This window comes from Dyella choica, from assembly GCF_003977665.1.
Taxonomy (GTDB): Bacteria; Pseudomonadota; Gammaproteobacteria; order Xanthomonadales; family Rhodanobacteraceae; genus Dyella_B; species Dyella_B choica.
In genome coordinates, this window is the sequence record NZ_RYYV01000025.1 from 18234 (window position 1) to 42158 (window position 23925).

General features: G+C 62.0%; 14 protein-coding genes. 5 read left to right on the plus strand and 9 right to left on the minus strand.

From position 1 onward, the window contains the following. Positions 1-350: 350 nt before the first annotated feature. From EKH80_RS20915 to EKH80_RS20925, 3 genes are all read left to right on the plus strand, one after another. Positions 351-3410, plus strand: a complete 3060-nt coding sequence (locus EKH80_RS20915) for a TonB-dependent receptor (protein WP_126686741.1) — start codon at positions 351-353, stop codon at positions 3408-3410. A 219-nt stretch (positions 3411-3629) separates the two neighbouring features. Then, entirely contained in the window at positions 3630-4418 is a 789-nt protein-coding gene (locus tag EKH80_RS20920) for an AMP nucleosidase (protein WP_126686742.1), read from the plus strand. A gap of 310 nt (positions 4419-4728) precedes the next feature. Continuing rightward, on the plus strand, positions 4729-7950 hold the full coding sequence (locus EKH80_RS20925) for a TonB-dependent receptor (RefSeq protein ID WP_126686743.1): 3222 nt from the start codon (positions 4729-4731) through the stop codon (positions 7948-7950). A gap of 89 nt (positions 7951-8039) precedes the next feature. Here EKH80_RS20925 and EKH80_RS20930 read toward each other — a convergent pair whose 3' ends face one another. After that, positions 8040-9602 (minus strand): tetratricopeptide repeat-containing sulfotransferase family protein, encoded by a 1563-nt coding sequence (locus EKH80_RS20930; RefSeq protein WP_126686744.1) that lies wholly within the window; start codon positions 9600-9602, stop codon positions 8040-8042. A gap of 151 nt (positions 9603-9753) precedes the next feature. Between EKH80_RS20930 and EKH80_RS20935 the strand changes: the two genes are divergently transcribed. Then, positions 9754-10428, plus strand: coding sequence for a Fe2+-dependent dioxygenase (locus tag EKH80_RS20935; RefSeq protein WP_126686745.1), 675 nt, complete (start codon positions 9754-9756; stop codon positions 10426-10428). 82 nt (positions 10429-10510) lie between these two features. On the opposite strand, the gene EKH80_RS20940 is transcribed toward EKH80_RS20935, so the two are convergent. From EKH80_RS20940 to EKH80_RS20970, 7 genes are all read right to left on the minus strand, one after another. Beyond that, entirely contained in the window at positions 10511-11986 is a 1476-nt protein-coding gene (locus EKH80_RS20940) for an efflux transporter outer membrane subunit (protein ID WP_126686746.1), read from the minus strand. Continuing rightward, positions 11983-15183, minus strand: coding sequence for an efflux RND transporter permease subunit (locus tag EKH80_RS20945; protein ID WP_126686747.1), 3201 nt, complete (start codon positions 15181-15183; stop codon positions 11983-11985). Before EKH80_RS20945 ends, EKH80_RS20940 begins: the two co-directional genes overlap by 4 nt. A 49-nt stretch (positions 15184-15232) precedes the next feature. Further along, positions 15233-16411 carry an efflux RND transporter periplasmic adaptor subunit gene (locus tag EKH80_RS20950; protein WP_126686748.1) on the minus strand — a complete coding sequence of 393 codons (1179 nt, stop codon included), beginning with the start codon at positions 16409-16411 and terminating at the stop codon, positions 15233-15235. 96 nt (positions 16412-16507) lie between these two features. Then, positions 16508-17869: a HAMP domain-containing sensor histidine kinase gene (locus EKH80_RS20955; protein WP_126686749.1), complete on the minus strand. Its 1362-nt coding sequence runs from the start codon at positions 17867-17869 to the stop codon at positions 16508-16510. Beyond that, positions 17862-18560, minus strand: coding sequence for a response regulator transcription factor (locus EKH80_RS20960; protein ID WP_126686750.1), 699 nt, complete (start codon positions 18558-18560; stop codon positions 17862-17864). The genes EKH80_RS20955 and EKH80_RS20960 overlap by 8 nt, the downstream gene beginning before the upstream one ends. A 109-nt stretch (positions 18561-18669) precedes the next feature. Next, complete coding sequence (gene grxD / locus EKH80_RS20965) at positions 18670-19596, minus strand: Grx4 family monothiol glutaredoxin (RefSeq protein ID WP_126686751.1); 927 nt, start codon at positions 19594-19596, stop codon at positions 18670-18672. A gap of 175 nt (positions 19597-19771) precedes the next feature. Further along, positions 19772-20632, minus strand: coding sequence for a UDP-2,3-diacylglucosamine diphosphatase (locus EKH80_RS20970; RefSeq protein ID WP_126686752.1), 861 nt, complete (start codon positions 20630-20632; stop codon positions 19772-19774). A gap of 148 nt (positions 20633-20780) precedes the next feature. Here EKH80_RS20970 and EKH80_RS20975 point away from each other — a divergent pair, with 148 nt between their 5' ends. Further along, complete coding sequence (locus EKH80_RS20975; protein ID WP_126686753.1) at positions 20781-21986, plus strand: aspartyl/asparaginyl beta-hydroxylase domain-containing protein; 1206 nt, start codon at positions 20781-20783, stop codon at positions 21984-21986. A 20-nt stretch (positions 21987-22006) separates the two neighbouring features. Here the strand turns inward: EKH80_RS20975 and EKH80_RS20980 are convergent, their stop codons facing one another. Beyond that, positions 22007-23842: a tetratricopeptide repeat-containing sulfotransferase family protein gene (locus tag EKH80_RS20980; RefSeq protein WP_230473863.1), complete on the minus strand. Its 1836-nt coding sequence runs from the start codon at positions 23840-23842 to the stop codon at positions 22007-22009. Positions 23843-23925 lie beyond the last annotated feature (83 nt).

Here is a 23925-nt window from a genome sequence, read left to right on the forward strand (position 1 = left end):
GGCTCAACACGGGCAATCTCGGCATTGCTAAAAATAAAGTTATAAATCAAATATTTATGTGATTTTCAGGCAACTCGTTCTTGCACAGATCCGACGCAAGAAACTGTGTTGGATTGCTAAGATTTTGTTGACACCCGCCACGAGGGTGCCGTAAGTTCCTGCTATCGAGGCGGCTTGAGGCGGATCGCAAATAGCGCGAATCACGCCCAAAACCGGGGGAGTTTGCCAGGCGGAACCCAGCGGGTTTCCCGGCAAAAAACGGTGGTTTTGCCTCGTAAGTTCGGGGTTGCATGAGCAGTTCATGCAGTCGTTATTTTGGCCCAATGGGCTCTTCGGGGAGATTTTGCATAATGGTGAAGCACGATTTGATCGGCGCGGGCAATTACCGTCGCCACGCTCTTGCTGCGGCTCTGGCCATAAGTTTCGGTTTCGCCGGCGTGGCGATGGCGCAGTCCACCACCGGTTCGTTCGTCGGCCAGGCGCCGGCCGGCGACTCGGTAACAGTGACCAGCGAGACCGGCCTGACCCGCGACGTGCCGGTGGATAGCACCGGTCACTACCACATCAACAACATGCCGGTTGGCACCTATACGGTGCAGCTGAAGAAAGACGGTTCCGTCGTGGATACCCGCAACGGCGTGTCGCTGAACGTGGGCGTCTCCACCGACGTGTCCTTCGTACCGAAGACGCTGAACACCGTGACGGTCAACGCCAATTCGATTCCGCAAATCGACGTGGCCTCCGTGGATTCGCGCTCGGTGATCACTTCCAAGGACCTGGCGCGCCTGCCGCTCGGCCGCACCGCGGAAGCCATCGCGCTGCTCGCCCCGGGCGTGAACCAGGGCAGCGGCTTCTTCAACAATGCGCTCTCCTTCGGTGGCGGTAGCGCCAGCGAGAACGCGTATTACATCAACGGTTTCAGCAGCTCCAATCCGTTGTCCAACCTGGGCGGCGTGGGCCTGCCCTATGGCGCGATCGACCAGCAGGAAACTTACACCGGTGGCTACGCAGCGAAGTACGGCCGCTCCGATGGCGGCGTGATCAACCAGATCGGCAAGCGCGGCACCAATGAATGGCATTTCGGCGGCCAGGTGATCTGGGAACCGCGTTTCGCCGAATCTGATCCGGTGAATCGCAATTACGCGAACATGACGCTGCCTGCCGGTTACAGTTATGCCCAGCCGGGCTTGGCCGGCACGCTCTATCAATACCGCAGGAACGACAAGCAATGGCGCACGGTGTACGACGCCTACATCGGCGGCCCGCTGATCAAGGACAAGCTGTTCTTCTTCCTGGCGGCGGAATCGGAGAAAGTGGAAGGCCGCAGCACCAATAACGTGGATGCTGCGCAGGCTGCCTACCTCAAGTACACCAATAAGCTGCAGAAGTTCTACGGCAAGGTCGACTGGAACATCACCGACAACCACTTGCTGGAACTGTCGCACATCGTGAACAAGGAGCCGGGCGATGCCGGCAACCCCGACCCGGCCAACAACAGCCCGGCGGAAGCGAGTTCGGCCCAGTATTACGCCTTCAACTACAACACCTTGAAAGCCGGCGGTCCGCTCAACGTGTATCCGACGTGGTCGAAGGACACCACCACGCTCGACATCATCAAGTACACCGGCTACATCACCCAGGATCTGACGGTCAGCGCGACCTACGGTCGTAACAAGACCACGAACTTCACCCAGTATCCGGGGCTGAATTCGGTCGATGCGTTCCTCATCAATAACGGACAGCAAAACCCGGCTTACAACGGTGGCACCCCGATCACCAACAACAACGCCACTCGCTTGATCAGCTCGCCGGATGCCATGACGCGCACGCATGGCTTGCGATTGGACGTCGATTACCACCTGGGCAGCCACGACCTGTCCGTGGGTATCGACAACATGTATTACCACGCGGCGAACCAGGGCCAGCTCACCAGCGGTCCGGGCTACACCTGGGCGTACTTCATCACCAAGACGCCGCTCAGCCCGATCAACAGCTTCTCGGCTGCGCCGGGTACCCCGTACTACGTTCGCCAACGCATCTTCCACGATGCCACCAGCATGTCGGTGACGCAGAAGGCGTACTACCTGGAAGACAAGTGGCAGGTGAACGATCGTTGGTTGGTGGACATTGGCCTGCGCAACGACAAGTTCGACAACTACAACAACTCCGAGCAGGCCTACGTGCGCGAAGGCAACCAGTGGGCACCGCGCCTGGGCGCGAGCTGGGACGTGTTCGGCGATTCCAGCCTGAAGGTGTACGCCAACCTCGGCCGCTACTACCTCGCGCTGCCGAGCAGCGTGGCGATTCGTGGTGCTTCGGCATCCACGTATACCAACCAGTACTTCACCTACACCGGCATCGCAGCGAACGGTACCCCGACCGGTCTGACCGCTCTGGGCCCGGCCCGCTCTTCGGATAACGAGTACGGCGTTACGCCCGACCCGAAGACCTTCACTGCCACCAACCTGCGCGCGGAATACCAGGACGAGCTGATCCTGGGCTTCGACAAGACCCTGGGCTCGAGCTGGACCACCGGCGCCAAGTTCACCCTGCGCCGCCTGGAAAGCGCGATCGACGACGTCTGCGACATGAGCAAGCTGCAGGCCAAGATGCAGTCGATCGGCCTGGATCCGACGCTGTACAACACCACGCAGCCGGGTTGCCGCCTGATCAATCCGGGTCAGAGCAACGACTTCCTGGTGTCGCGCCTGGATGGCAGCGGCTATTCCAAGGTGACGATGACCAAGAGCGATTGGGGCTTCGCCGATGGTGCCAAGCGCAAGTACTACGCTCTGAACGCGTACTTGGAGCACCCGTTCGACGGCAAGTGGCAGGCGCGCCTGGACTACACCTTCTCGCGCAGCTACGGCAACACCGAAGGCCAGGTGCTTTCGAACATTGGCCAGACCGACGTCAGCAAGACGCAGGACTGGGATGCTGCCGCGATCATGGCGAACAGCAACGGCATCCTGTTCAACGATCGTACGCACCAGATCAAGGCCTACGGCGCTTACGCGATCACCAACGAGTGGATGGTCTCCGGCCGCGTGCTGCTGACCTCGGGCGCGCCCAAGAGCTGCATGGGTTACTTCCCGCCGCCGAATCAGGATCCGATCAACTATGGTTCCGCGTACCACTACTGCTTCGGCCAGCCCTCCGCTCCGGGTGCGGCCGGCCGCATGCCCTGGAACCAGCGCGTGGATTTGGGTGTGATGTATCGCCCGATGTTCGCGCAGCAGAAGCTGGCCTTCGGTCTGGACGTGTTCAACGTGCTGAATCGCCAGGTGCCGACCCAGTGGTCCGCGACCAGCGAGTCCAGCTCGCCGGGCACGGTGCTCAACACCTTCGGCAACGGCATGTTCTACACCCAGCCTCGTTACGTGCGTCTGTCGGTGTCTTACGACTACTAAGCGGAACGGGCGCCTCATTCCTTCGAGGCGCCCAGTTAGGTTTGCTTTTGAACGCCCCGGTCATGCCGGGGCGTTTTTTTTGGCGGGTGCGAAATGCGTCCGTCGACGAAAGGGCTCGTTCAAGCTCTAAGATGAAGGGCGTGAGACTCGGCACTGCGCCGACGTGGCGTTGCCGGTAACGCACGGCGAAGATTCGTCGTGCCCGACCACGAGATTCGAATGAAAACCAAACAAGAAATCGTGAGCAATTGGCTGCCGCGTTACACGGGCGTACCGCTGGACCAATTCGGCAGCCATATCCTGCTTACCAATTTCGGCCATTACGTTGACCTGTTCGCGCAATGGCACGATGTGCCAGTGCAAGGCCGCGATCGCCCGATGCCCAGCGCCACCGCCGACGACATCACGCTGATCAACTTCGGCATGGGCAGCCCCAATGCCGCCACCGTGATGGACCTGCTGGGGGCTATCAAGCCCAGCGCGGTGCTGTTCCTGGGCAAATGCGGCGGCGTGAAAAAGAAGAATCAGCTTGGCGACCTGATTCTGCCGATCGCGGCGATTCGCGGCGAAGGCACCAGCAACGACTATCTGCCGCCGGAGGTGCCGGCATTGCCGGCGTTCCAGCTGCAACGCGGCGTCTCGACCATGATTCGTGACCTCGGCCACGACTACTGGACCGGCACCGTCTACACGACCAACCGTCGCGTGTGGGAGCACGACGAAACCTTCAAGGAGTACTTGCGGCGCACACGCTGCATGGCGGTGGATATGGAAACCGCCACCATCTTCGCCGCCGGCTTCGCCAACCACATCCCTTGTGGCGCGCTATTGCTGGTTTCCGATCAGCCGATGATTCCGGAAGGCGTGAAGACCGAATCGAGCGACCGTGGCGTCACCGCGCAGTATGTAGAAGCGCATATCCGGATCGGCATCGAGGCCTTGAAGCTGGTGCGCCGGAACGGCCGCAGTGTCAAGCACCTGCGCTTCGAGGATGAGCCGGGGGAGTGAGCGCTTCGGTTATTTCCTGCGTACCGCAGCGCTTATCCAGTCATCCGGCTTGCGCAATAAATTACGTATCGCAAGTTATTGCTTTCATCCGTAATTATTTATCGTTGACTTCCGGGGATTCCAACCCTTAAGTTGCAGGATAACAAATGCTAAAGGGCCGTTAAGCAACTTTACGGCTTGGGCAATTTGTCGGGGATGGGGGAGAAAAACCGTCCGTTCGTGATCTGGCCGGGGTGGGACCCGCGCCGGGCAGGGGCGTGCGCTGGCGGTTTTGGGGCCTCTTTGACTACTAGCTGCTGGGGAGCATTGAATGAGTATCCATAGGAAGCTTAAGTCGGTATCGAACAGGATGCCGGTGCGTCACACTGCGTTGGCTGTTGCAGTGGCGATGGGTTTTGGGTTTTCGGGACAGGTACTGGCGCAGGCCACCACCGGTTCCGTATTCGGTACCGCGCCGGTGGCGGCTGGTGAGACGGTCCGCATCGTCAACACCCAGACTGGCCTGACCCGCGAAGTACAGGTCGGCAGCGATGGCCGCTACGGCGCCAACCAGTTGCCGACGGGCGACTACACCGTGTCGCTGATGCAGGGCGGCAACGTGGTGTCTACACGCGAGCATGTGCAGGTAACCGTGTCTGGCGGTACGCCGGTGCCGTTTGCCGCGCCCGAGAACGCGAAGAACCTCGCGACCGTCACGGTTACGGCCAACGCGCTACCTGCGATCGACGTGTCCTCCACCCGCCAGACCCAGGTGATGACCGCGCAGCAATTGAAGACTCTGCCAGTGGCTCACAGCGCTGAAGCCATCGCGCTGCTGGCCCCCGGGGTGAACGCGGGTGGCTCCAGCCTGGGCACGGGTCCGGGCGGTGCGCCGCTGGTTTCCATGGGCGGCAACAGCGTTGTGGAAAACGCTTATTACCTCAACGGTTTCAATACCACCGATCCGGTCGGTGGCGCGGGCGGCATTACGCTGCCGTACTTCGCCATTGCCGAGCAGCAGACCATCACCTCTGGCTATGGTCCCGAATACGGTCGTTCGACCGGCGGCGTGATCAGCCAGATTGGCCAGCGCGGTAGCAACCAGTGGCATGCCGGCGTGTACGTGGGTTTCCGTCCGTCCTGGGCCCAAGGCAACTTCGACAACGTGCACTACAACAATCCGCTGACGCCAGTGGGTGCGTTGACGGCGGTGTCTCCGACCAACCCTGTTGCCACTCCTTATCTGGCCGCCAGCCAAGGCACGACGGCCTATGCTCCCGGCTACGGCCGGATCCAAACGGGCAAAAAGCAGAACAGCGACTGGTCGAACGTGTATGACGCCTACCTCAGTGGCCCGCTGATCAAGGACAAACTGTTCTTCTTCCTGACTGCCGAATGGGAGCACGACAGCCAGGACTTCGGCGTGCAGAATTTTGGTGTAACGACGCCCCAGGGTTTCTACCATACGACGGCTACCAGCAGTCCCAAGCTGTATGGCAAGTTGGACTGGAACATCAACGACAGCAACGTGCTGGAGTTGACGGGCGTCAGAAGCCAGATCAACGAGAGCAGCAGCAACTACTACAACTACAACTACACGGACCAGAAAGTCGCCGGCTATTACGGTCCGGGCGTATTGTCCAAAGACACCTACAATATCGGCATCCTGAAGTACACCTCGTACATCACCGACGACCTCACGCTCGAAATGCAGTACGGCTTGATGAAGGGCGAGTACTTCCGCAGCCTGGGTGGCGGCAATGAATCGCCAGTGACCTTCGGTTCAGGGGTTGTCATACCGCCGGGTGTTTCTGCCCCGAACCTGCCCGAGCAGACCTTTACCAATCCGGGCCACAAAACCAAGACGCAGAACCTGCGCATCGACCTTGATTACAAGCTCACGGCTACGCACGACCTCAAGTTCGGTATCGACAACATCCAGTACCGGGACGATAACGACGGCTCCGACATCGTCAACGGCTATTCCTGGAACTACGTAGTAGGCTTGCCGTCCACTTTCTCGAATGCGCCCTTTGTCGGTAACCCTGGTTACGGCAATTACGTTCAGCAAAACTTTGTGCACCAGAACGTCAGGATTGCGGTTCGCCAGAAGGCGCAGTATGTGGAAGACAAATGGCAGGTCACGCCCAGCCTGTTGCTTGACCTTGGCCTGCGCAACGACCAGTTCGAAAACACCGGCCCCGGCGGCCAACCCTACGTCAAGGAAAACAGTCCGCAATGGGCTCCGCGCCTGGGCTTCAGCTGGGACGTGTTTGGCGACAGCACGTTGAAGGTCTTCGGTAACGCAGGTCGTTACTACCTGGCGTTGCCGGCGGGTCTGGCCGCACGTAACACTGCGTTCAGCTCCATCAACGGCACCATCACCTATACCTACACCGGCATCAATCCGAATGGTTCTCCGACCGGGTTGACCGTGGTTCCCACCGTATTGGCTCCGGGTGTGACGACGCCAGGCTTCTTCTCGTCGGATGGCGAGAATGGCGTCCCCGGCAACATCAAGGACTACGCCTCGACCAACCTCAAGCCGCAGTATCAGGACGAATACGTGCTGGGCTTCCAGAAGATGCTCGGCGATACCGGCCTGGTGATCGGCTCGCAGGCGACCTGGGAGAAGGCAGGCAACCTCGTCGATGACACCGATCTTGCGGACCCTTATGGTTGCGCTGCGGGCCTAGTCAACCCTGGCAAGACCAACTACATCCCGTGTGATGGGTCGCCCACCGGCCAGGTGATCTGGAACCCGAACACCGGGCAAGGCGTTTTGACGGCGGGCCAGCCTTTCATCGGGTTCCCGAAGCCGTCGCGTAAGTACTACGCTCTGGATACCTATCTGGAACACACTTGGGATGGCAAGTGGTACGGCAAGATCGACTACCTGTACTCCAGGTCGTACGGTACCACCGAAGGTCCGACCGACACCGCTATCGGGCAGATCACGAACTCGAGGAATGGCGGCTTTTCCGGTTCGACCACGGCGCAGTGGGACTTCCCCGACATCATGGCCTACTCCAATGGTGATCAGGCCAATGACCATCGCCACACCCTCAAGGCGTTCGGCTCGTATGCCATTACGCCGGAATGGATGGTCAGCGGTACCTTTATCATGCAGTCGGGTGCGCCGAACATCTGCCTGAGCGGTTTCGGCTCCACCATTTTTGCTGATGCGTATAACGGTCCCTACCAGCACTTCTGCGGCGGCGTGCCCAGTTCCAATTCGACGACTGGCGTGGGGTATGGCGGCCAACCGTCTCCCGGTGGCAGCAGTGGCCATACGCCGTGGACCCACCAGCTCAACCTGAGCTTGACGTACACGCCGGACTGGGCAAAGAAGAAGCTCACCTTGCAGTGGGAAATTCACAACCTGGCCAACGAGCAGAAGCCGACGCTTTACTACACCCAATACGCTATTGGTAACGGCGGCACTGCTTCGGGTGCCAACACGGGTACGTACCAGTACAACCCGGTCTACCACACCGCGCAGTCGGTGGAACAGCCGCGCTACATGGAATTCTTCGTGAAGTACGACTGGTAATTCCCGTCGCGGATTCACCGACGCCAAGGAAGGTGTCGGTTATGGGAAAAAGTAAGAAGGCCGCCGGGCAATCGGCGGCCTTCTTCGTTTCAGCGTTCGAGATGCTGGATCAGCGGCGCCAGAAAGTCTCGATAGTGCGGACTGCGTGCGGTATCAGCGCGCATGGGCTGGCGTACTTGCGCTGCGCTCGCCGTGCTGTGTACGTCGCGTTGAGTCTGGTGCGGCGAGAGGCACGCGGCATCGAAGGGTACTTGGCAGAACGAAAGCAGTTGCCTGATCTGAGCCTCTGGGTCGCGTACCAGCGTCTCGTAGGAAAGGTCGAAGACGTGGCCCGGATAGCGTTGCTGCCAGTAATCGGTGAGGCGCTGGAAGTCGTTATAACAACTGGCCAGGTCGCCCAGGTCGTAGCTGAAGTGGATGCCTTCGCTGAACAACTGTCGGTAGCAGGCAAAACAGGTTTCGACCGGGTCGCGATGGCAGTTGATGATCCTAGCGCCTGGCAGCATAGCGCGGATGGCGCCGATCCATTGCCAAGTCTGCAGCCCCTTGTCGGTGAAATAAGGACGCTTGGTGCGCCAGCGTGCAGTGCGGGCCAGATAGCTCTTACCCAAGCGCGCCCAATCTTCCGCCGTGGTGTCAGCCACCCAATGCGGAAAGTCCTTGCCGCGCCGTTTAGATTCTTCGTCGAGGACCTGTGACAGGTCCGGGATCTCATTGGCGCCTTCCACCAGCGGGTGCGAGGCGAGGATGTGTTCAACCAGGGTTGATCCGGAGCGGGGCAGGCTGGCGATCAGGATCACTTCGTGCCCGAGAGTTGGATCGAGCGGTGCCGGCAACGGTTGGCGGAATGCTTCCATTACGGCATCAATGTGCGCGCGCTCCGCCGCGGCATCCCACTGGACCAGCTGGCGTTTGAGTGCATTGGCCTCGCGCAAGGCCTGAAATGCTTCGCTGTATTGGTGCTGGTCTTCCAGGGCTTTGTACAGGCTGAAGCCGAGCGATACGCGCACGTCGGGCGCTAGCTGCCGGTTTTGCAGCGCACGCTGGATCTGCCTGGCGTCCTCCTGGGTCAGCGACTCGGTTTTCAGATTGGCCAGGCATTGCCAGGCATGCGCCTGATCGGGCTGGAGGCCCAACACTCGGCGGTATTCGGCGACCGCCTCGGCGATGTTGCCGCGTATCGTGAAGATATCGGCCAGCGTGTTGCGCGCAGAGATGTGACGTACGTCCAGCTTGAGGGCGCGTCGCAAAGCATCCGCGGCCTCGTCCAGTTGCCACGTAAGTTTCAGCGCCTTACCGAGGTTGAACCAGTGGGATGCTTGCAAGGGGGCCAGTTCCGTGGCGCGACGCAGGCAGACAAATGCTTCTGCAGTGGCGCCGGAATCGTAAAGGGCGCCTCCCAGATTCGTAAGGATGTTCGGGTCATCAGGGCGTTGCCGCGCGGCTTTGCGCATGTAATCGGCGGCAGTGTGGCTGTCGCCACGCATCTGACAGGCTATGCCATACAGGAACTGTGCGTTGGCAAAGCCAGGCGCCTCGGCCAGCACGCGTTTCAAGGGTTGCTCGGCCAGATCCGGGCGCCCCTGGGACAGCGCCTTGCCGGCTTCGCTCAGCCACTGGCTGGCTGCGGGAGAGAGGGAGGGAGGCGACATGGGCTACCTGATGCGGAGGGTTTTGAGAACCGATGCCTAGTCTTGCATGTTCTTCACGCTAAAGAACGGCCGTACGGCGGCGGTTGTTCCGCTCCATGGAGCGTACGATTACCATGGACTGCGCCATCCAACCTCATGAAGGGTTACTGCCTTGATTCACTGTGTCCCCGCCGTACTTGGTCCGGATGAGCTGGCAACCATCCAGTCCAAGCTGCAGAGTGCTCCTTTTGTGGATGGGGCCGGCACGGCCGGCTGGTCCGCACGTGAGGTTAAGCGGAATCTGCAGGTGACGCCGGGTGCGCCCGAATATGAGCAGATTGCACGCGTTGTGCGTGAAGCCTTCATGCGCAGCGGCGAATTGCAGACGGCGTTGCTGCCGGCGATGGCAACCTCGGTATTGTTCAACCGCTATGGGCAAGGCATGGAATACGGCCCCCACGTGGATACGCCGGTGATGGGCAGCATGAGCAATGCGGTACGTAGCGATATCGCCATCACTATCTTTCTCTCCGACCCGCGAAGCTACGATGGCGGCGAACTGACCGTATTCATGAATGGCATCGCCAGCCAGTTCAAGCTTGAGGCCGGTGCCGCGATTGCCTATCCCGCCAACACCTTGCACCACGTAACACCGGTTACCCGCGGCGTGCGTGATGCGGCGATCATCTGGGTGCAAAGCCAGATACGCGATCCGGCGAAACGGGAAGTCTTGTGGGATCTGGAAAACGCCAAGCATTTGACCTTCAAGCGTGAAGGCAAGAGCCCGGCCTTCGACCTGATCAGCAAGTCCCGCGCGAACCTGATCCGCATGTGGGCGGAAACTTGAGCGGCGCCCCATGTAGGCTGGGATGACAATCCCAGCATCGCGCGGGTTACCTGCATGGCAATGCCGGGTTTTGCAACATCCATTATGGCTTCCCGCCATGGTCTTCCCAGCCGCCACCCAGCGCCTGGTAAAGCGCCACTGTATCGACGTAGCGGGCAGTGACGGCCTGGAGCCGCGCGATCCTGGCCTGCTGGTAGGTCTGTTCCGCGCCGAGCAGTGCCAGCGCGTTGACGGCGCCGGCTTCCAATTGCTGCTGCGTTAGATCACGCGTCTTTCGTGTGGCTGCCTCTGCCTGCGTGGCTGCGGCAAGCGCCTTGCTGTCTTCATCCAGCGCGTACAGCGTATCGGCAATGTTCTGGAAGGCGGTGAGCACGACGTTGCGATACTGCGCCTTGGCCTGGTCCAGGGCCGCTTCGGCGGCGCGTTGATGGTGCTTCAAGGCGCCAAAGTCGAACAGGGTTTGCGATACCGTACCGGTAAGGCTCCAGAACAAGTTGTTGTCGGAGAACATGCGGCCGAATTGAGTCGAGCTGCCGCCGTACTGCGCCGAAATGGAGAGCTGCGGCAAGCGGTTGGCGACTGCGATACCGACTTGCGCGCTGGCGGCATGCACCTGAGCTTCGGCTGCCAGCGCATCCGGGCGTTGACGGATGATCTGCGCCGGCAGGCTCAGCGGCAGCGTCGGCGGCAAATGCAGCGTTTCCAGTTCGAGATCGGCGTGCTCGGACTGTGACGGTGGTTCACCGGTCAGCACTGCAAGCAAGTCACGCGTCTGTTCGAGCTGTTTCTGTAGTGCGGGTAGATTCTGCTGGACTTGTGCGAGTGCCGCGGCTTGAGCCGCGACATCCAGAGCCGTGGCGCCACCTATGGCCGCTTGTTGTTGCAGGATGGATAGCGCGCGTGTATCGGCATCGATCGTCGCCCGAGTTGCCGCGATCTGCGCGCGCAGGCCGGCTTCCTGCACGGCCGCGTTCACCACATTGGTGGCCAGGGTGAGATAGGTGGCATCCAGCTGGTAGCGCTGCATATCGGCCTGCGCGCTAAGCGATTCGACGGTGCGGCGGTTGAGGCCGAACACGTCGGGCACATAACCCACGGTCAGCTGAGCCGTGTGCAAGGTGTAGTAGGTTGCTCCAGAGCTAAGTGTCGGCGAAATCGTGCCGACGGCATTGCGATTACGCGAAGGCGAATAGCTGGCCTGCAGAGTGGGGAAAAAGCTGGCGCGCTGCGCGGCAACGTCTTCTTTCGCCTGGCGCAGCGCAGCCTGAGCCGCGTCGGCGGTGGGGTTGTGTGCCAGTGCGCGCTGGACGAGGTCGTTCAAGACCGGTGACTCGAACGCCTGCCACCAGTCACGCGGCACCGAGCCGTCCTGAGTGAATCGTTGCGCATCATGCGTCGTGGCAGCGCCGATAGCCGCCGGCATGGGGGCGCGGGTTAAGCCATCTGCCGATGGCACGCTTGGGCGATGGTAATCCGGACCGACAGCACAGCCGGCACACAGGGCGACCAGCGCGAATAGGCCCGAACCACGCAGGCGAACCAGCACGCTACGGTTCATGCCTTGCCTCCTTCCTCATCGGCGAGCCGCCGCCTCGCGCGACGCGCTTGCGACCATTCCACCACCAATACCTGCAACGCTGGTGCCACGATCAGCAGCATGATCGGTCCCAGCAGCATGCCGCCAACCACCACGGTAGCGAGCGGACGCTGCACCTGACTGCCGATACCATGCGAAATGGCGGCGGGAAATAGCCCGATGCACGCGGAAAGCGCCGTCATCAGCATCGGGCGCATGCGTTGTTCCGCGGCCAGGTACATCGCCTCCACCGGCGGCCTGCCTTCAAACAGCAAGTGGTTGAAATAGGTGATGACCAGAATGCCGTTCATCACCGATACCCCGAACAGCGACACGAAACCGATGGCCGCCGAGACGCTGAGATTCAAGCCGGACAAAGCCAGGGCGATGATGCCGCCAGCGATCGAAAACGGAATCGCTGCCAGTGTCAGCAGGCTGTCGCGCAGCGAATTGAACAGCGTAAAGAGCAAGGCTAGGATCAAGCCGATGGCAATCGGCAGCACCACGGCCAGCCGCTGCTTCGCCGCTTGCATATCGGAGAACTCGCCCGCCCAGGCCAGGTGATAGCCGCTGGGCAGCTTGACGTTTTCGGCAATGCGCTGCTGCGCCTCTTCCACGGTGCTGCCCAGGTCGCGGCCGCGCACGCTGAACTTGACCGGGATATAGCGCTCGTTGCGCTCGTGATAGATGTAGGAGGCGCCGGTATCCAGCGAAATATTCGCCAGCTCGCGCAGTGGCACGTAAGCCGTATTGCCGGCGGAATTGGTGTAGCCCACCATGACGTTGCCGATGGCGTCGATATTGGAGCGGTATGGCGCGGACAGGCGCACCACCAGCGCGAATTGCTTTTCGCCTTCCTGTACGGTGGTGGCCTGCGTGCCGGCCAGTGCGGCCTGGATCACCGTGTTTACGTCACCGGTGTTGAGGCCGTAACGCGCGGCTTTTGCACGGTCGACGGTGATGTTGAGGTTGGGCTGGCCCAGCACATGGAAGACACCCAGGTCCTGCACGCCGCGTACTTGCTGCATCTGATGCATCACTTCGTCGGCCAGCTGCTCCAATTTCCCCAGATCGGGGCCAAGAATCTTTACCGCATTGGCTCCTTTTACGCCGGATAGCGCTTCTTCGACGTTGTCCTGGATGTACTGCGAGAAATTGAAACTCACGCCCGGAAATTCAGCGTTGAATTCCTGCTGCAAGCAGGCGACCAGTTTGGCCTTGCTGTCGCCGCTGGGCCAGTCGCTTTCCGGCTTCAACGGCACGAACAGTTCCACGTTGTAGAAGCCTGCCGCGTCACTGCCGTCATCGGGGCGGCCGTGCTGCGATACCACCGTGATCACTTCCGGATGGGACTCGATGATGTGCCGCATGCGATCGACCTTCTGCATGCCGGCCTCCAGCGAAATGGTCGGCGGCATGCTGGCGCGAATCCACAGGTTGCCTTCCTCCAGTGCGGGCAGGAATTCGGTACCGATGCGTGGCAGCAGCAGCCCCGCCAGCAACAGGAAGCACAGGCCCAGCGCCACGGTGAGCTTGCGCCGGCGCAAGGCCCAGCGCAGCACCGGTGAATACAGATGGCGAATCGCGCGCACGAAGATCGTTTCGACTTCCTTGACGTGCTTGGGCAGCATTAGCGAGGCAAGCACGGGCGTGATCGTGAAGGTGGCGATCAGCGCACCCGACAAGGCATAGGCATAGGTGCGTGCCATCGGATTGAAGATCTGCCCCTCCACGCCCTGCATGGTGAACAGCGGAATGAAAGCGGCCACCGTGATGACCGAGGAGAACAGCACTGCACGATCCACCTGCATGGCGCTCACATAGAGCATGCGGATGCGATCGGTCCAGCCATGGCTGCCTGGACCGGTGGGGCCGGCGCCGCCTTGGCTTTCGGCGTAGTAGTGCAGCAGTTCCTTGCGCTCTTGCTCGCCTTTTTGCAGGTTGCGGAAGATGTTTTCGATCATGATCACCGCCGAGTCGACGATGATGCCGAAATCCACTGCGCCCACCGAGAGCAGGTTGGCCGAATCCCCGCATAGAACCAGGATGATGATGCTGAAGAACAGCGCCACCGGAATGTTCGCGCTCACGATCAGGGCGCTGCGCAAATCACCCAGAAAAATCCACTGGATCAGGAACACCAGCAGACAGCCGAAGACCAGGTTGTGCAGCACCGTGTGCGTGGTTACAGCTACCAGGGTAGAGCGGTCGTAGAACGGCACCACCTTCACGCCCGGTGGCAGCGTGCCATCGAGATTGAGCCGCTCCACTTCGGCTTGTACGCGCGTGATCACTTCGTTGGTGCGCTCGGTGGGGTTCATCACCACGATGCCGGTCACTACGTCGCTCTGGTTGTCGCGGCCGCCCTGGCCCAGGCGCGGGGCCGTGCCGACGGAGACGCTGGCCACGTTTTGCACCAGGACAGGGGTGCCATTGCTCTCAGACAACACCACGTGCTTGATGTCGTCGGTATCGGAGATCAGGCCGACGCCGCGCACGTTGACTGATTGCTGGCCAAGGTTGATCGTGCGTCCGCCGACATTCTGGTTGGCGTTGCCGAGCGCGGCAGTGAGCTGCGGCAGGGTGAGCTTGTAACCTTGCAGCTTCGGCATGTCCACGTCGACGTGGTATTCCTTGGTGGTGCCGCCCCAGGTCACCACCTGGCCCACGCCCGGTACCGACAGCAGGCGATGCGACACCACCCAGTCCTGCAGAGTGCGCAGGTTGGTCAGGCCGTAGTGCGGCGGCCCAACCAGTTGGTAGCGGAAGATCTCGCCCACCAGGCTGGATGCCTGGATCTGCGGCTGCACGCTGTTGGGCAGGCTGACATTCTGCTGCAGATTGATCGCGGTACGCGTATAGGCGAAGTTGTAGTCCACGCCATACTTGAAGGTCACTCGCACGAACGCCAGGCCGTAGAACGAGGTGGAACGGATGTTGTCCACCCCAGGCGTGGTGGCGACACCCAGTTCCATTGGCCGGGTGTAAAGCCGCTCCATTTCCTCGGCGGACAAGCCCGGCGCCTGCGCCGTGATTTCCAGCACCACCGGCGCCGGATTGGGATAAGCCTCGATGTTGAGTCTGCTGTACGCCATCAGGCCCGCGGCGAAGAACGCCAGCAGAGCCATGATCACGACGGAGCGTCGGGACAGGGCAAACGCGATGATGCCTCGTAACACGGGTGGCGCCTTTATCCGAAAGTGAGAGCGGTGCGTGCGTGGCGGCGACTCAGTCGCTGTCCGGCTGTTGCGCCAGCATGTTGTCGAGGAACAAGGCGCCTTCGCCGGCAACGCGCTCACCCGCCTTCAGGCCGGAGAGAATCTGATCCATGCCCTGCTGGCGCTTGCCGATTTTCACGCTGCGTTGCTCGAAACGGCGGCCATCCGGCGTGACATACACCATGGTGCTGCCGTCACCTTCGCGTACGACTCCATCTTCGGGCACGGCAGGCGAATGTTCCGCCGCCGCTGTCTGCACGGCGGCATTGACCAGCATCTGCGGACGCAATACGCGATCCGCATTGGGAAGGTCGGCTCGCACGATGACCGTGTGCGTGTTCGGATCGACGGCACTGGCCAGGTAGCTCACTTCGCCGTGCAGCGTACGGCCGGCCAAGGCCGGCACCGTAATGGCGAGCGGCTGATGCAGCTTCAACGCGGCAGCATCGTCCTCGGGCATATTCGCCACCATCCACACGCTGGAAAGATCAGCCACCGTGAACGGTGTGGGTGAACTGCCGGGTTGCACCAGATTGCCCACCGCCAGCGAACGATTGGCGACAATGCCGTCGAATGGGCTAAGAATGCGCAAGTCGCCCTCCAGCTTGCGCGTGGCAAGCAAACGGTCGATGTCCGCCTCGCTCTTGCCGAACAGCAGCAGGCTTTTGCGTGCCGCGCGATAGCTGGCTTCAGCGCTCTGTTCGTCGGAGGTGGCCTGCTCCACATCCTTTTGGGCGCTGGCCTGGATGGTCAGCATCTTTTGCGCCCGGGCGAGCGTCTTGCGGTTCAGGGTGAGCACGCCGTCGGCAGCGAGCAGGGCGGATTCGGCTTGCAGCAGATCGGGGCTGTCGATGGTGAACAGCAGTTGCCCCTTGTGCACGGTGTCGCCCTCTTCCGCGGCAACGCTGGCCACGCGTCCTGCGTAGGGGCTGGAGACCTGGGCAATGCGGCCCTGGTCATAGTCGATGTAGCCGACCGCCTGGCGCCAGGTATCGAACGTGCGCGTACCTACCTCGATGACCGATACCTGTTTGGCTTGTGCTTCGGTGAGGGTGACGCTGTGCGTGTCCGCGCCGGCATTGGCTGCTGGTGCCGGCGATTCGCGATGAGCGAGCCAGATGTAGCCGATACCGGCGAAAACGACTGCAGCAATGGCGAGGGCCAGCACGGGCGCGCGCTTGGTGACCATGTAACGATCTCAATGAGATTCCCCAACTCGGGACCATAGCGGCAGGGCTGGGCATGGAATAGTTACGATTTGGAAAGGTTGGGCATCGCTGCGCACTCACGCTTTCGGCAAAAGTATGCTCACCTTCAAACCAGGCCGCGCATCCTCCAGCTTGAGGCTTCCTCGGTGCAGCGACACCACCGCCGCCACGATGGAAAGCCCCAGCCCATTGCCGAGCTGGCTGCGGCTGTCGTCCACCCGGAAGAATCGTTCGGTGGCGCGTGCCATGGCCTCGGCCGGAATACCGGGCCCGTTGTCCTGCACCACAATATGGGCGTCATGCTCGTCTTGCCAGGTGGAGAGGCGGATGTGCGCAGCATCGCCGGCGTACTTGAGTGCATTGTCCAGCAGATTGGCCAGCACGTTGGCCATCAGGCCCCGATCGGCGAGCACGGCGGGAGCGCCATCGATCTCCACGCTCAGCCGCATGCCCCGCGCTTCGGCAGCGGGCTGGTAAAGCTCGACCAGGTCGTCGAGCAAGGCGGGCAGCAGCAATCGTTCGAAGCGCTGTCGCCTTACGCCGGATTCGGCTTCGGCGATTTGCAGCAGTTTTTCAAAGACGCCGATCAGCGTATCGATTTCATCGATGACGTAGTGCGCGGCGCGCTGCCACCGCTGCGACTCGGGTGGAGGTTGCAGCGTTTCTTCCAGCGCGCCTCGAATCCGCCCCAGCGGCGTGCGCAAGTCGTGCGCAATGGTGTTGGAAACATTGCGCGCAATGTCCATCAGGCGTTCGATCTCGTCGAGCATGCGGTTGACGTCACGTGCGATATGGGCGAGTTCATCCTTGGCCCGGCCCGTTACGACGATGCGCCGGCTCAGGTTGCCGGCCGATACATCCTGCGTAGTTTGTTGAATAGCCGCCAGCCGCGCCTGCAGCTGGGTCCGGAACAATGCGGCGCCCAGCATGGCCAGCAGGAGGCCGAGCAGTCCGCCGATCGCCAGGGCGCTGAGGATCGTCTGTTCGAGCTGATGCTGCTCCTGCAGATCACGGCCGACCACCAGCAGGCTGCCGTCACTAAAACGATGGAACAGCAAGCGGCTGGTCGAATGGCGTTCGAGGCGCTGGACTTCCATCTTGACCAGCGTGTCGTCCGCGCCGGGCCGCATTGGCCAAGCGGTAAGGTTGCCGATCAGTTTGCGTCCGTGCGAATCGAGCAGGAGGTAGACCTCCGTTTCCACGTCCTTGTCGTCGGTCAGCAATGTATGGATGGCCTGTAGCAGCGCCGTGGTTCCGCTGAGGTCATGCACTTGTTCCAGTTGGTGGGCGATCGCGACGATCTGCCGGTCGCTGTTGCGTGCCAGCGAGCCGGCGGTGCCGACATAGAACACAGCGGAGATGATGCCGATCGAAAGCAGCAGCAACAGGCCATAACCCAGTGCGAGGCGGAATACGATCGAATGGCGCAGCTCAGTCATGCGCGGTTTCGTCGCTGGCCGGCTGGATGGTGTAGCCCACGCCGCGCACGGTATGGATCAGCGCGCATGGAAAATCGCGATCCACCTTGTTGCGCAGGCGGCTCATCTGCACGTCGATGACATTGGTTTCGGGATCGAAATGGTAGCCCCACACCGCAGCCAGCAACATCTTGCGTGTGATCACCTCGCCCTGATGGCGCACCAGGTATTCCAGGAGCTGGTATTCGCGTGGCTGCAACGCAATCGGCCTGCCTGCGCGAAAGGCGCGGCGTGTGCGTGTATCCACGGATAGGTCGGCCACGTTCAACACGCTCGGATTCCCAGCCAGGAAAGCACGCCGGCCGAGCGCTTCGACGCGCGCCAGCAGTTCCTCGAAGGCGAAGGGCTTGGTGAGGTAATCGTCGCAGCCTTCGCGCAGGCCGCGCACGCGTTCGTCGAGGCCGGCCAGCGCACTGAGCACGAGCACCGGCGTGTGGTCGTTCTGAGAGCGCAGCGAGGCGAGTACCGCAAGGCCATCGGTGCCGCCGGGCAGCATGCGATCAAGCACGATCACATCCCAGGCATGGGTGCCGGCCTGAAGCAGGCCGCTAGGACCGTCCCCACACACGGTCACGTCGTGACCCGCACGGCGTAGGCCGTCCTGGATGAAGCGAGCAGTGTGGGTGTCGTCCTCGATCAACAGGCAACGCATGCGGGCTGAGTTGGGTCCGGTAGATCCCCATAGCCTATCGCAGGCAAAAAAACGGGGCCGAAGCCCCGTATCAACCGGGTGGGCCGGGATGGCCATCCCGGCCTATGGATCAATAGCGCGGCACGCTAGAATCGATCTCAGCCGCCCAGGCATCGATGCCGCCATCCACGCTATACACCTGCGTAAAGCCGTGCGCGACGAAACGCTCCGCCACACCGCGGCTAGAAACGCCGTGGTGGCACATGAAGGCCAATGGCGTGTCCTTGGGCAGGTTGGCGAGAGCCGTGTAGCCTTCCTGTTCCAGGATGCGCGCCTGCGGTAGCGGCGCGGCGATGGCGCGGCCCTGGGCCGGGCGCGTGTCGATTAGGGTGACATTGCCGGCGGCGAGGCGGTTTTTGAGTTCCTGCACGCTCATCGACTGGATGCCAGTGCCGGCGCCGGGAAACTTCAGGCTGAGGCCTTCACCCTGCATGGTCGAGACCCAGTCGATCACGATGCCCTTGGCGCGCTGGGCGCTGGCCGGATCGAAATGCACTTCGATGCCGTTGGCAGTGACCACGATGTCGTGTTCGCTGGCGGGTGCGAGCTGGAAGCCGGCACTGTGGTCCGGGCCGATTTCCAGGTGCAGCGCCATGCCCTGTGCATTGGCCGTACCGGCGCGAATGGCCTCGGCGGCCTTGTCGGTGATGGTGATTTCCGGCGGCGTGCGATCCGGTGTCGCCGCGCCGAACAGCTGGTGCAGTTCACCGCTGCCGTACATTTGGCGGATGATGTCGGCGCCACCGACCAGTTCGCCGTCCACGTAGAGCTGCGGAATGGTTGGCCAGTTGCCGAATGCCTTGATGCCTTCACGGATCTCGGAATCTTCCAACACGTTGACCGTGTGGTATTCCGGCAGCAACTCGTTGAGCGTATTGGCGGCGGCGGCGGAAAAGCCGCACATCGGCTGGTAGCGGGTGCCCTTCATGAACAGCACCACGCGGTGGTCTTTCAGCAGGCTTTCGATTCGTTCGCGGGTGGCGGCTTCGAGGGACATGAGGACGGGGCTCCAGCTAAAGAAGGGGCTAATTGTAGTCCCTCCGATATGCTGGCGACGCGCTAGGGATCAAGAGCTATCGAACACGTCGCCGTCATTCCCGCGCAAGCGGGACTCCATCTTTGCTGTCATATCAGAGCAAAATAGGTTCCCGCTTACGCGGGAATGACGCCTTCTAGGCGGCCGGCTGCAGCTCTTCCAGGTCGTGTTTCTTGCGCCGGGCCAGCGGCGCCAGCGCCAGCGCGGCCATGGGCGAGGGCTGGACCTGCTCACGGCTGGCATGCCCCAGCGCGGTCGGCTGTTCGCTCCAGTGGATCAGCTCCATCGCGCCTTGCTCGTCCTCGATCAGCGCCGTGCAGTGCTCCACCCAGTCGCCGTCGTTGAGGTAGACCACGCCGTCGATGGTGCGTACCTGGCCGAAATGGATGTGGCCGCAGATATGGCCGTCAACGTTGTGCTCGCGCGCGCCGGCGGCGACGCGTTCCTCGTAGGCGCGGATATACGCCAAAGCCTTGCCGATGTGCGATTTGACGATGATCGACAGTGGCAGGTACGGCATCGCCATGCGGCGGCGCCAGGCATTGACGCGGCGGTTGCCCCAGCACACGAAGCGGTGCATGGCTTCACCCAGATGCAGCATCCAACTGCGGCCGATCTGCTCGGGGTCGTATTCGTCGCCATGGCTCACGCGATAACGGCGGCCATCGGCGCCGACATGGATGGCATTCAGTTCGATGCGCACACCGCAGATCGACTGGCCTACCAGGCCGCGCAGGGCGCAATCGTGGTTACCGGGAATGTAGGTGACTTCAACGCCGCGACGCGCCATATCAAGCACTTCGGCGATCACGGTGCCGTGGTCAGGATGCCACCAACGGCGGCGGCTCAGGGCTTCCAGGTCGATGATGTCGCCTACCAGATATAGCTGTTCGCACTGCAGGTTACGCAGGAAATCCAGCAGATAGGCCGCCTTGCAGTCTGGGGTGCCCAGATGGACGTCGGAAATGAAGGCGCTGCGGCAGTGAAGGGTGGCCATGGCGTCACTCCCCGGTTGGTTCCCGGGAGCACAGTCTGCCGCCGAAACGTCACCGTGCGATGGCGAAATGGTTGCAAAGAGGTTGCCGCAACTCTTTTTTCCGGGAACGACGGTGTGCGATAACGCGAGCCGGGGAGGGAGGATGGCGATGAACACACCTGCCGAGGCACAACTCGCACAATGGCGCCAGGCCGCGCACGCCTGCCTGGGGCGCGGTGATCTGCAGCAGGCGGGGCAGCTGTTTCAGCGTGTGCTGGAGGGAGCCCCCGACGACCTGGAAGCCTTGCAGGTGCTGGGCGCCGCGCGCCTGCTGGCGGGAGACTATTCCGCCGCTGCCCAGATGCTGCGCCAGGCCCTCATTCAGGCACCGGATCTGTTCGTGGAGCGGTTGCGGCTGGGGCTGGCGCTGGAGCAGCTCAGCCGGCCGCACGATGCCTTGGCCGCCTATTTCGGCGCCTTGCGCACGGCCCAGCAACAGGGGCGCTGGCTCAGCGATGAAACCACGGCGCCCGGTCTGCGCGAGGCGGTGAAACATGCCATGCGCTACGTCGATGCGGGGCGGCTTGCCTGGTTCCGTCGCACGCTGGAGCCCTTGCAGCAGCGCTATGGCGTAGCCGAGATGCGGCGGGTGGAGCACTGCCTGGAAGTCTACCTGGGCGAGCGCTCCGAACCGATTCCCGATCCGCGCCAGCGGCCCAAGTTCCTTTATTTTCCCGGCATCCCCAGCCAGCCCTACTATCCACGCGAACGCTTTGCCTGGCTCGACTCATTGGAAGCCGCCACGGACTGGATGCGCGGGGAACTGCAAAGCGTGCTCGCGCAGGAGCAGGGCCTGGAAGCCTTTCTCGGCCCGCCGCCGCCCGGACAGTCGGAACAGGCGATGCTGAGCTCGTCAGGGCCGCGGCCGGCTGCCTGGGATGCGTATTTCTTCTACCGGCATGGCGAACGCTACGACGCGAACGCTGCAGCTTGCCCGCGCACGTCAGCGTTGTTGGACAGCCTGCCGCTGACGCGTATCCGCGGCCATGCACCGGAAACGCTGTTCTCCGTGCTGAGCCCGGGCACGCATATTCTGCCGCATACGGGCGTTACCAACGTGCGCCTGGTGACCCATCTGCCGCTGATCGTCCCGCCTGACTGTGCCTTGCGCGTGGGGCGCGAAACGCATATTTGGCAGGAAGGTCGCTGCGTGACTTTCGACGATACGTTCGAGCACGAGGCCTGGAACCGCAGCGAACAGACGCGCGCGGTGCTGATTCTCGACAGCTGGAATCCGGATCTCAGCGAGGCCGAATGTGCGGCGGTGACCGAATTGATCGGGGCAATTGGCGATTTCAACGCGGCGAGTGCGTAGGCTGGGATGGCAATCCCAGCTTACGAATAGCCTAGCCGCTCCATCACCGGCTGCAAGATCGGCAACACCGGTTCGAACTGTTCGCGATAAGCGTGCCAACGGTGCACCGCACGTGCGTGAATCCCTTGCGTCACTTGAGCATAGCTGGGCGTACTGATGTAAGCCTTGTTGCGCGCATGTTCGGCGAAGCGCGCCAGCGGGGCGGGATCGTCAAGCTGCAGAAAATGTCCCAGCCGCAGCACCTGCTGGTCGAAACGATTCACCACCGATTCGTAACGCCACTCCAGCACGCGCGGCGCAAAAACTTCGACCTGGCTGGACCAGTGCTCGAACGCTCGCACATAACTGCGCGCCAACCGCTGCAGCGAACTGCACAACACCATGAAGGCAGGGGAGCGGAATGACTGCATGTAGCAACTCATCAGCACGTCACAGGGATGGCGCAGGCAAAGAATGATGCGAGCTTCCGGAAACAGCCGCATGATCATCGGCAGGCACAGCATGTTGAGCGGATTCTTGTCCACCAGACGACGCGTGCCCAACTCAGGCACGACCTTGCGTACCAGCCCTGCATAAACGGCCCGCAGCTGGTCGGCTTCCGGCTCGGTGAGATCGGCCAGAGCCGACGGATAGGCCTGGCCGGCCAGGCTCATGCGCTCGATCAGCTCATGGACGAAGGCGCGTTCGTCCATTGCGCAGAAATCCGGATGGGCATCCAGCATCTGTTCCAGCAGCGTGGTGCCCGAGCGTGGAAAGCCGACCACGAAGAGCGGGCTCTGTTCGCTGTGCGGTGATTTCAGCGGTGTCCAGCGCTCACGCTCGATTCGGCTCACGCAAAGATCAGCCATCTGCAACGGCTGGCTGTCCTCGGCCATCAGCTCAGGCACGATGGCGCGGGCAACGCTCAGCTGCGCTTCATGTGCGCGCCGCAAGGCTTGCCACGCATCCTGGTGACGCGCTTGCTTGTCACGGGCGGCGGCAAGGCCGAAGGCGGCCTGGGCAAATACTTCGGCATCCTCGCTTGCTGCCAGGGCGCGCTGGTAGAGTTCTGCCGCGCGTTGGCTGTCACCATGCCGCACAGCGACGGCGGCATGCGCCAGCCATGCGGCACAGGAAAGTTGGGCTTGCTCTGCGGGCAAGTCGCCTGGCGGCAATTGCGTAAGCTCGGCTTCCGCCAGGTCGAGCCGGTTTGCACGTTCATACAGCGCAGCACGCAGCGCCGTCATGCGTTGACGCATCACATAAGCCGTATCGTCCTTCGGCAACTGGGCCTGATCCAGTGCGCGTAACGCCAGATCCTGCTGGCCCAACGGGGACAGCATGCTCGCCAGGACCAATGCCTGCTCGGCCGGCTGCGGCGGCCAGTCCCCGGCATTTTCCAGCATCGCTTCCTCGCCGCTATTGTCGCCGCAGACGTGGCAGGCATGCGCGGCCTGCAAGCGCGCTTCGATGAAGTCGGGGGCGATCCGCACGGCCTCCAGTAGGGCTTCGCGGGCGGCTAGCCAGTTCTTTTGCTGCAGGTGGAGCAGGCCGAGGTTGTAATGCACGTCGGCGTGTTGCGGAGCTAGCGCGAGTGCACGCTGCAAGGCCTGCGCGGCGGTTTGCGCATCGCCCGCTTCGCGCGCGGCCAGGCCCAGATTGTTCCAGTATTCAAAAGTACGGGGTTTCAGCTGCGTTAGCCGGGTGAACAGCGGCAACGCTTCATGCAAGCGCCCGGTGGAATGAAGTGCCAGGGCGCGCAGCAGCAAGGGGGTTTCGTCATCCGGCAGTGCTTCGCCCATGGCCAGCACGCGAGCCATGTCGCCCTCGTTGAAGGCGGCAAGCATGTCGGCTTCGGTGGATTTCGAAGAATGCACGCTGCGTTGCTCCGTGCGTTACCCCCTCCCCTGGGTGGCAGGGGAGGGCAGGAGTGGGGTGGCACGAGCTTGCCACGAAGCTT

Coding starts and splice junctions, on each gene's coding strand:
- EKH80_RS20955 (WP_126686749.1), bottom strand. CDS start 17,869: ATGACTGAGCTGCGCCATTCGATCGTATTCCGCCTCGCACTGGGTTAT.
- EKH80_RS20950 (WP_126686748.1), bottom strand. CDS start 16,411: ATGGTCACCAAGCGCGCGCCCGTGCTGGCCCTCGCCATTGCTGCAGTC.
- EKH80_RS20960 (WP_126686750.1), bottom strand. CDS start 18,560: ATGCGTTGCCTGTTGATCGAGGACGACACCCACACTGCTCGCTTCATC.
- EKH80_RS20925 (WP_126686743.1), top strand. CDS start 4,729: ATGAGTATCCATAGGAAGCTTAAGTCGGTATCGAACAGGATGCCGGTG.
- EKH80_RS20915 (WP_126686741.1), top strand. CDS start 351: ATGGTGAAGCACGATTTGATCGGCGCGGGCAATTACCGTCGCCACGCT.
- EKH80_RS20970 (WP_126686752.1), bottom strand. CDS start 20,632: ATGGCCACCCTTCACTGCCGCAGCGCCTTCATTTCCGACGTCCATCTG.
- EKH80_RS20920 (WP_126686742.1), top strand. CDS start 3,630: ATGAAAACCAAACAAGAAATCGTGAGCAATTGGCTGCCGCGTTACACG.
- EKH80_RS20975 (WP_126686753.1), top strand. CDS start 20,781: ATGAACACACCTGCCGAGGCACAACTCGCACAATGGCGCCAGGCCGCG.
- EKH80_RS20930 (WP_126686744.1), bottom strand. CDS start 9,602: ATGTCGCCTCCCTCCCTCTCTCCCGCAGCCAGCCAGTGGCTGAGCGAA.
- EKH80_RS20940 (WP_126686746.1), bottom strand. CDS start 11,986: ATGAACCGTAGCGTGCTGGTTCGCCTGCGTGGTTCGGGCCTATTCGCG.
- grxD (WP_126686751.1), bottom strand. CDS start 19,596: ATGTCCCTCGAAGCCGCCACCCGCGAACGAATCGAAAGCCTGCTGAAA.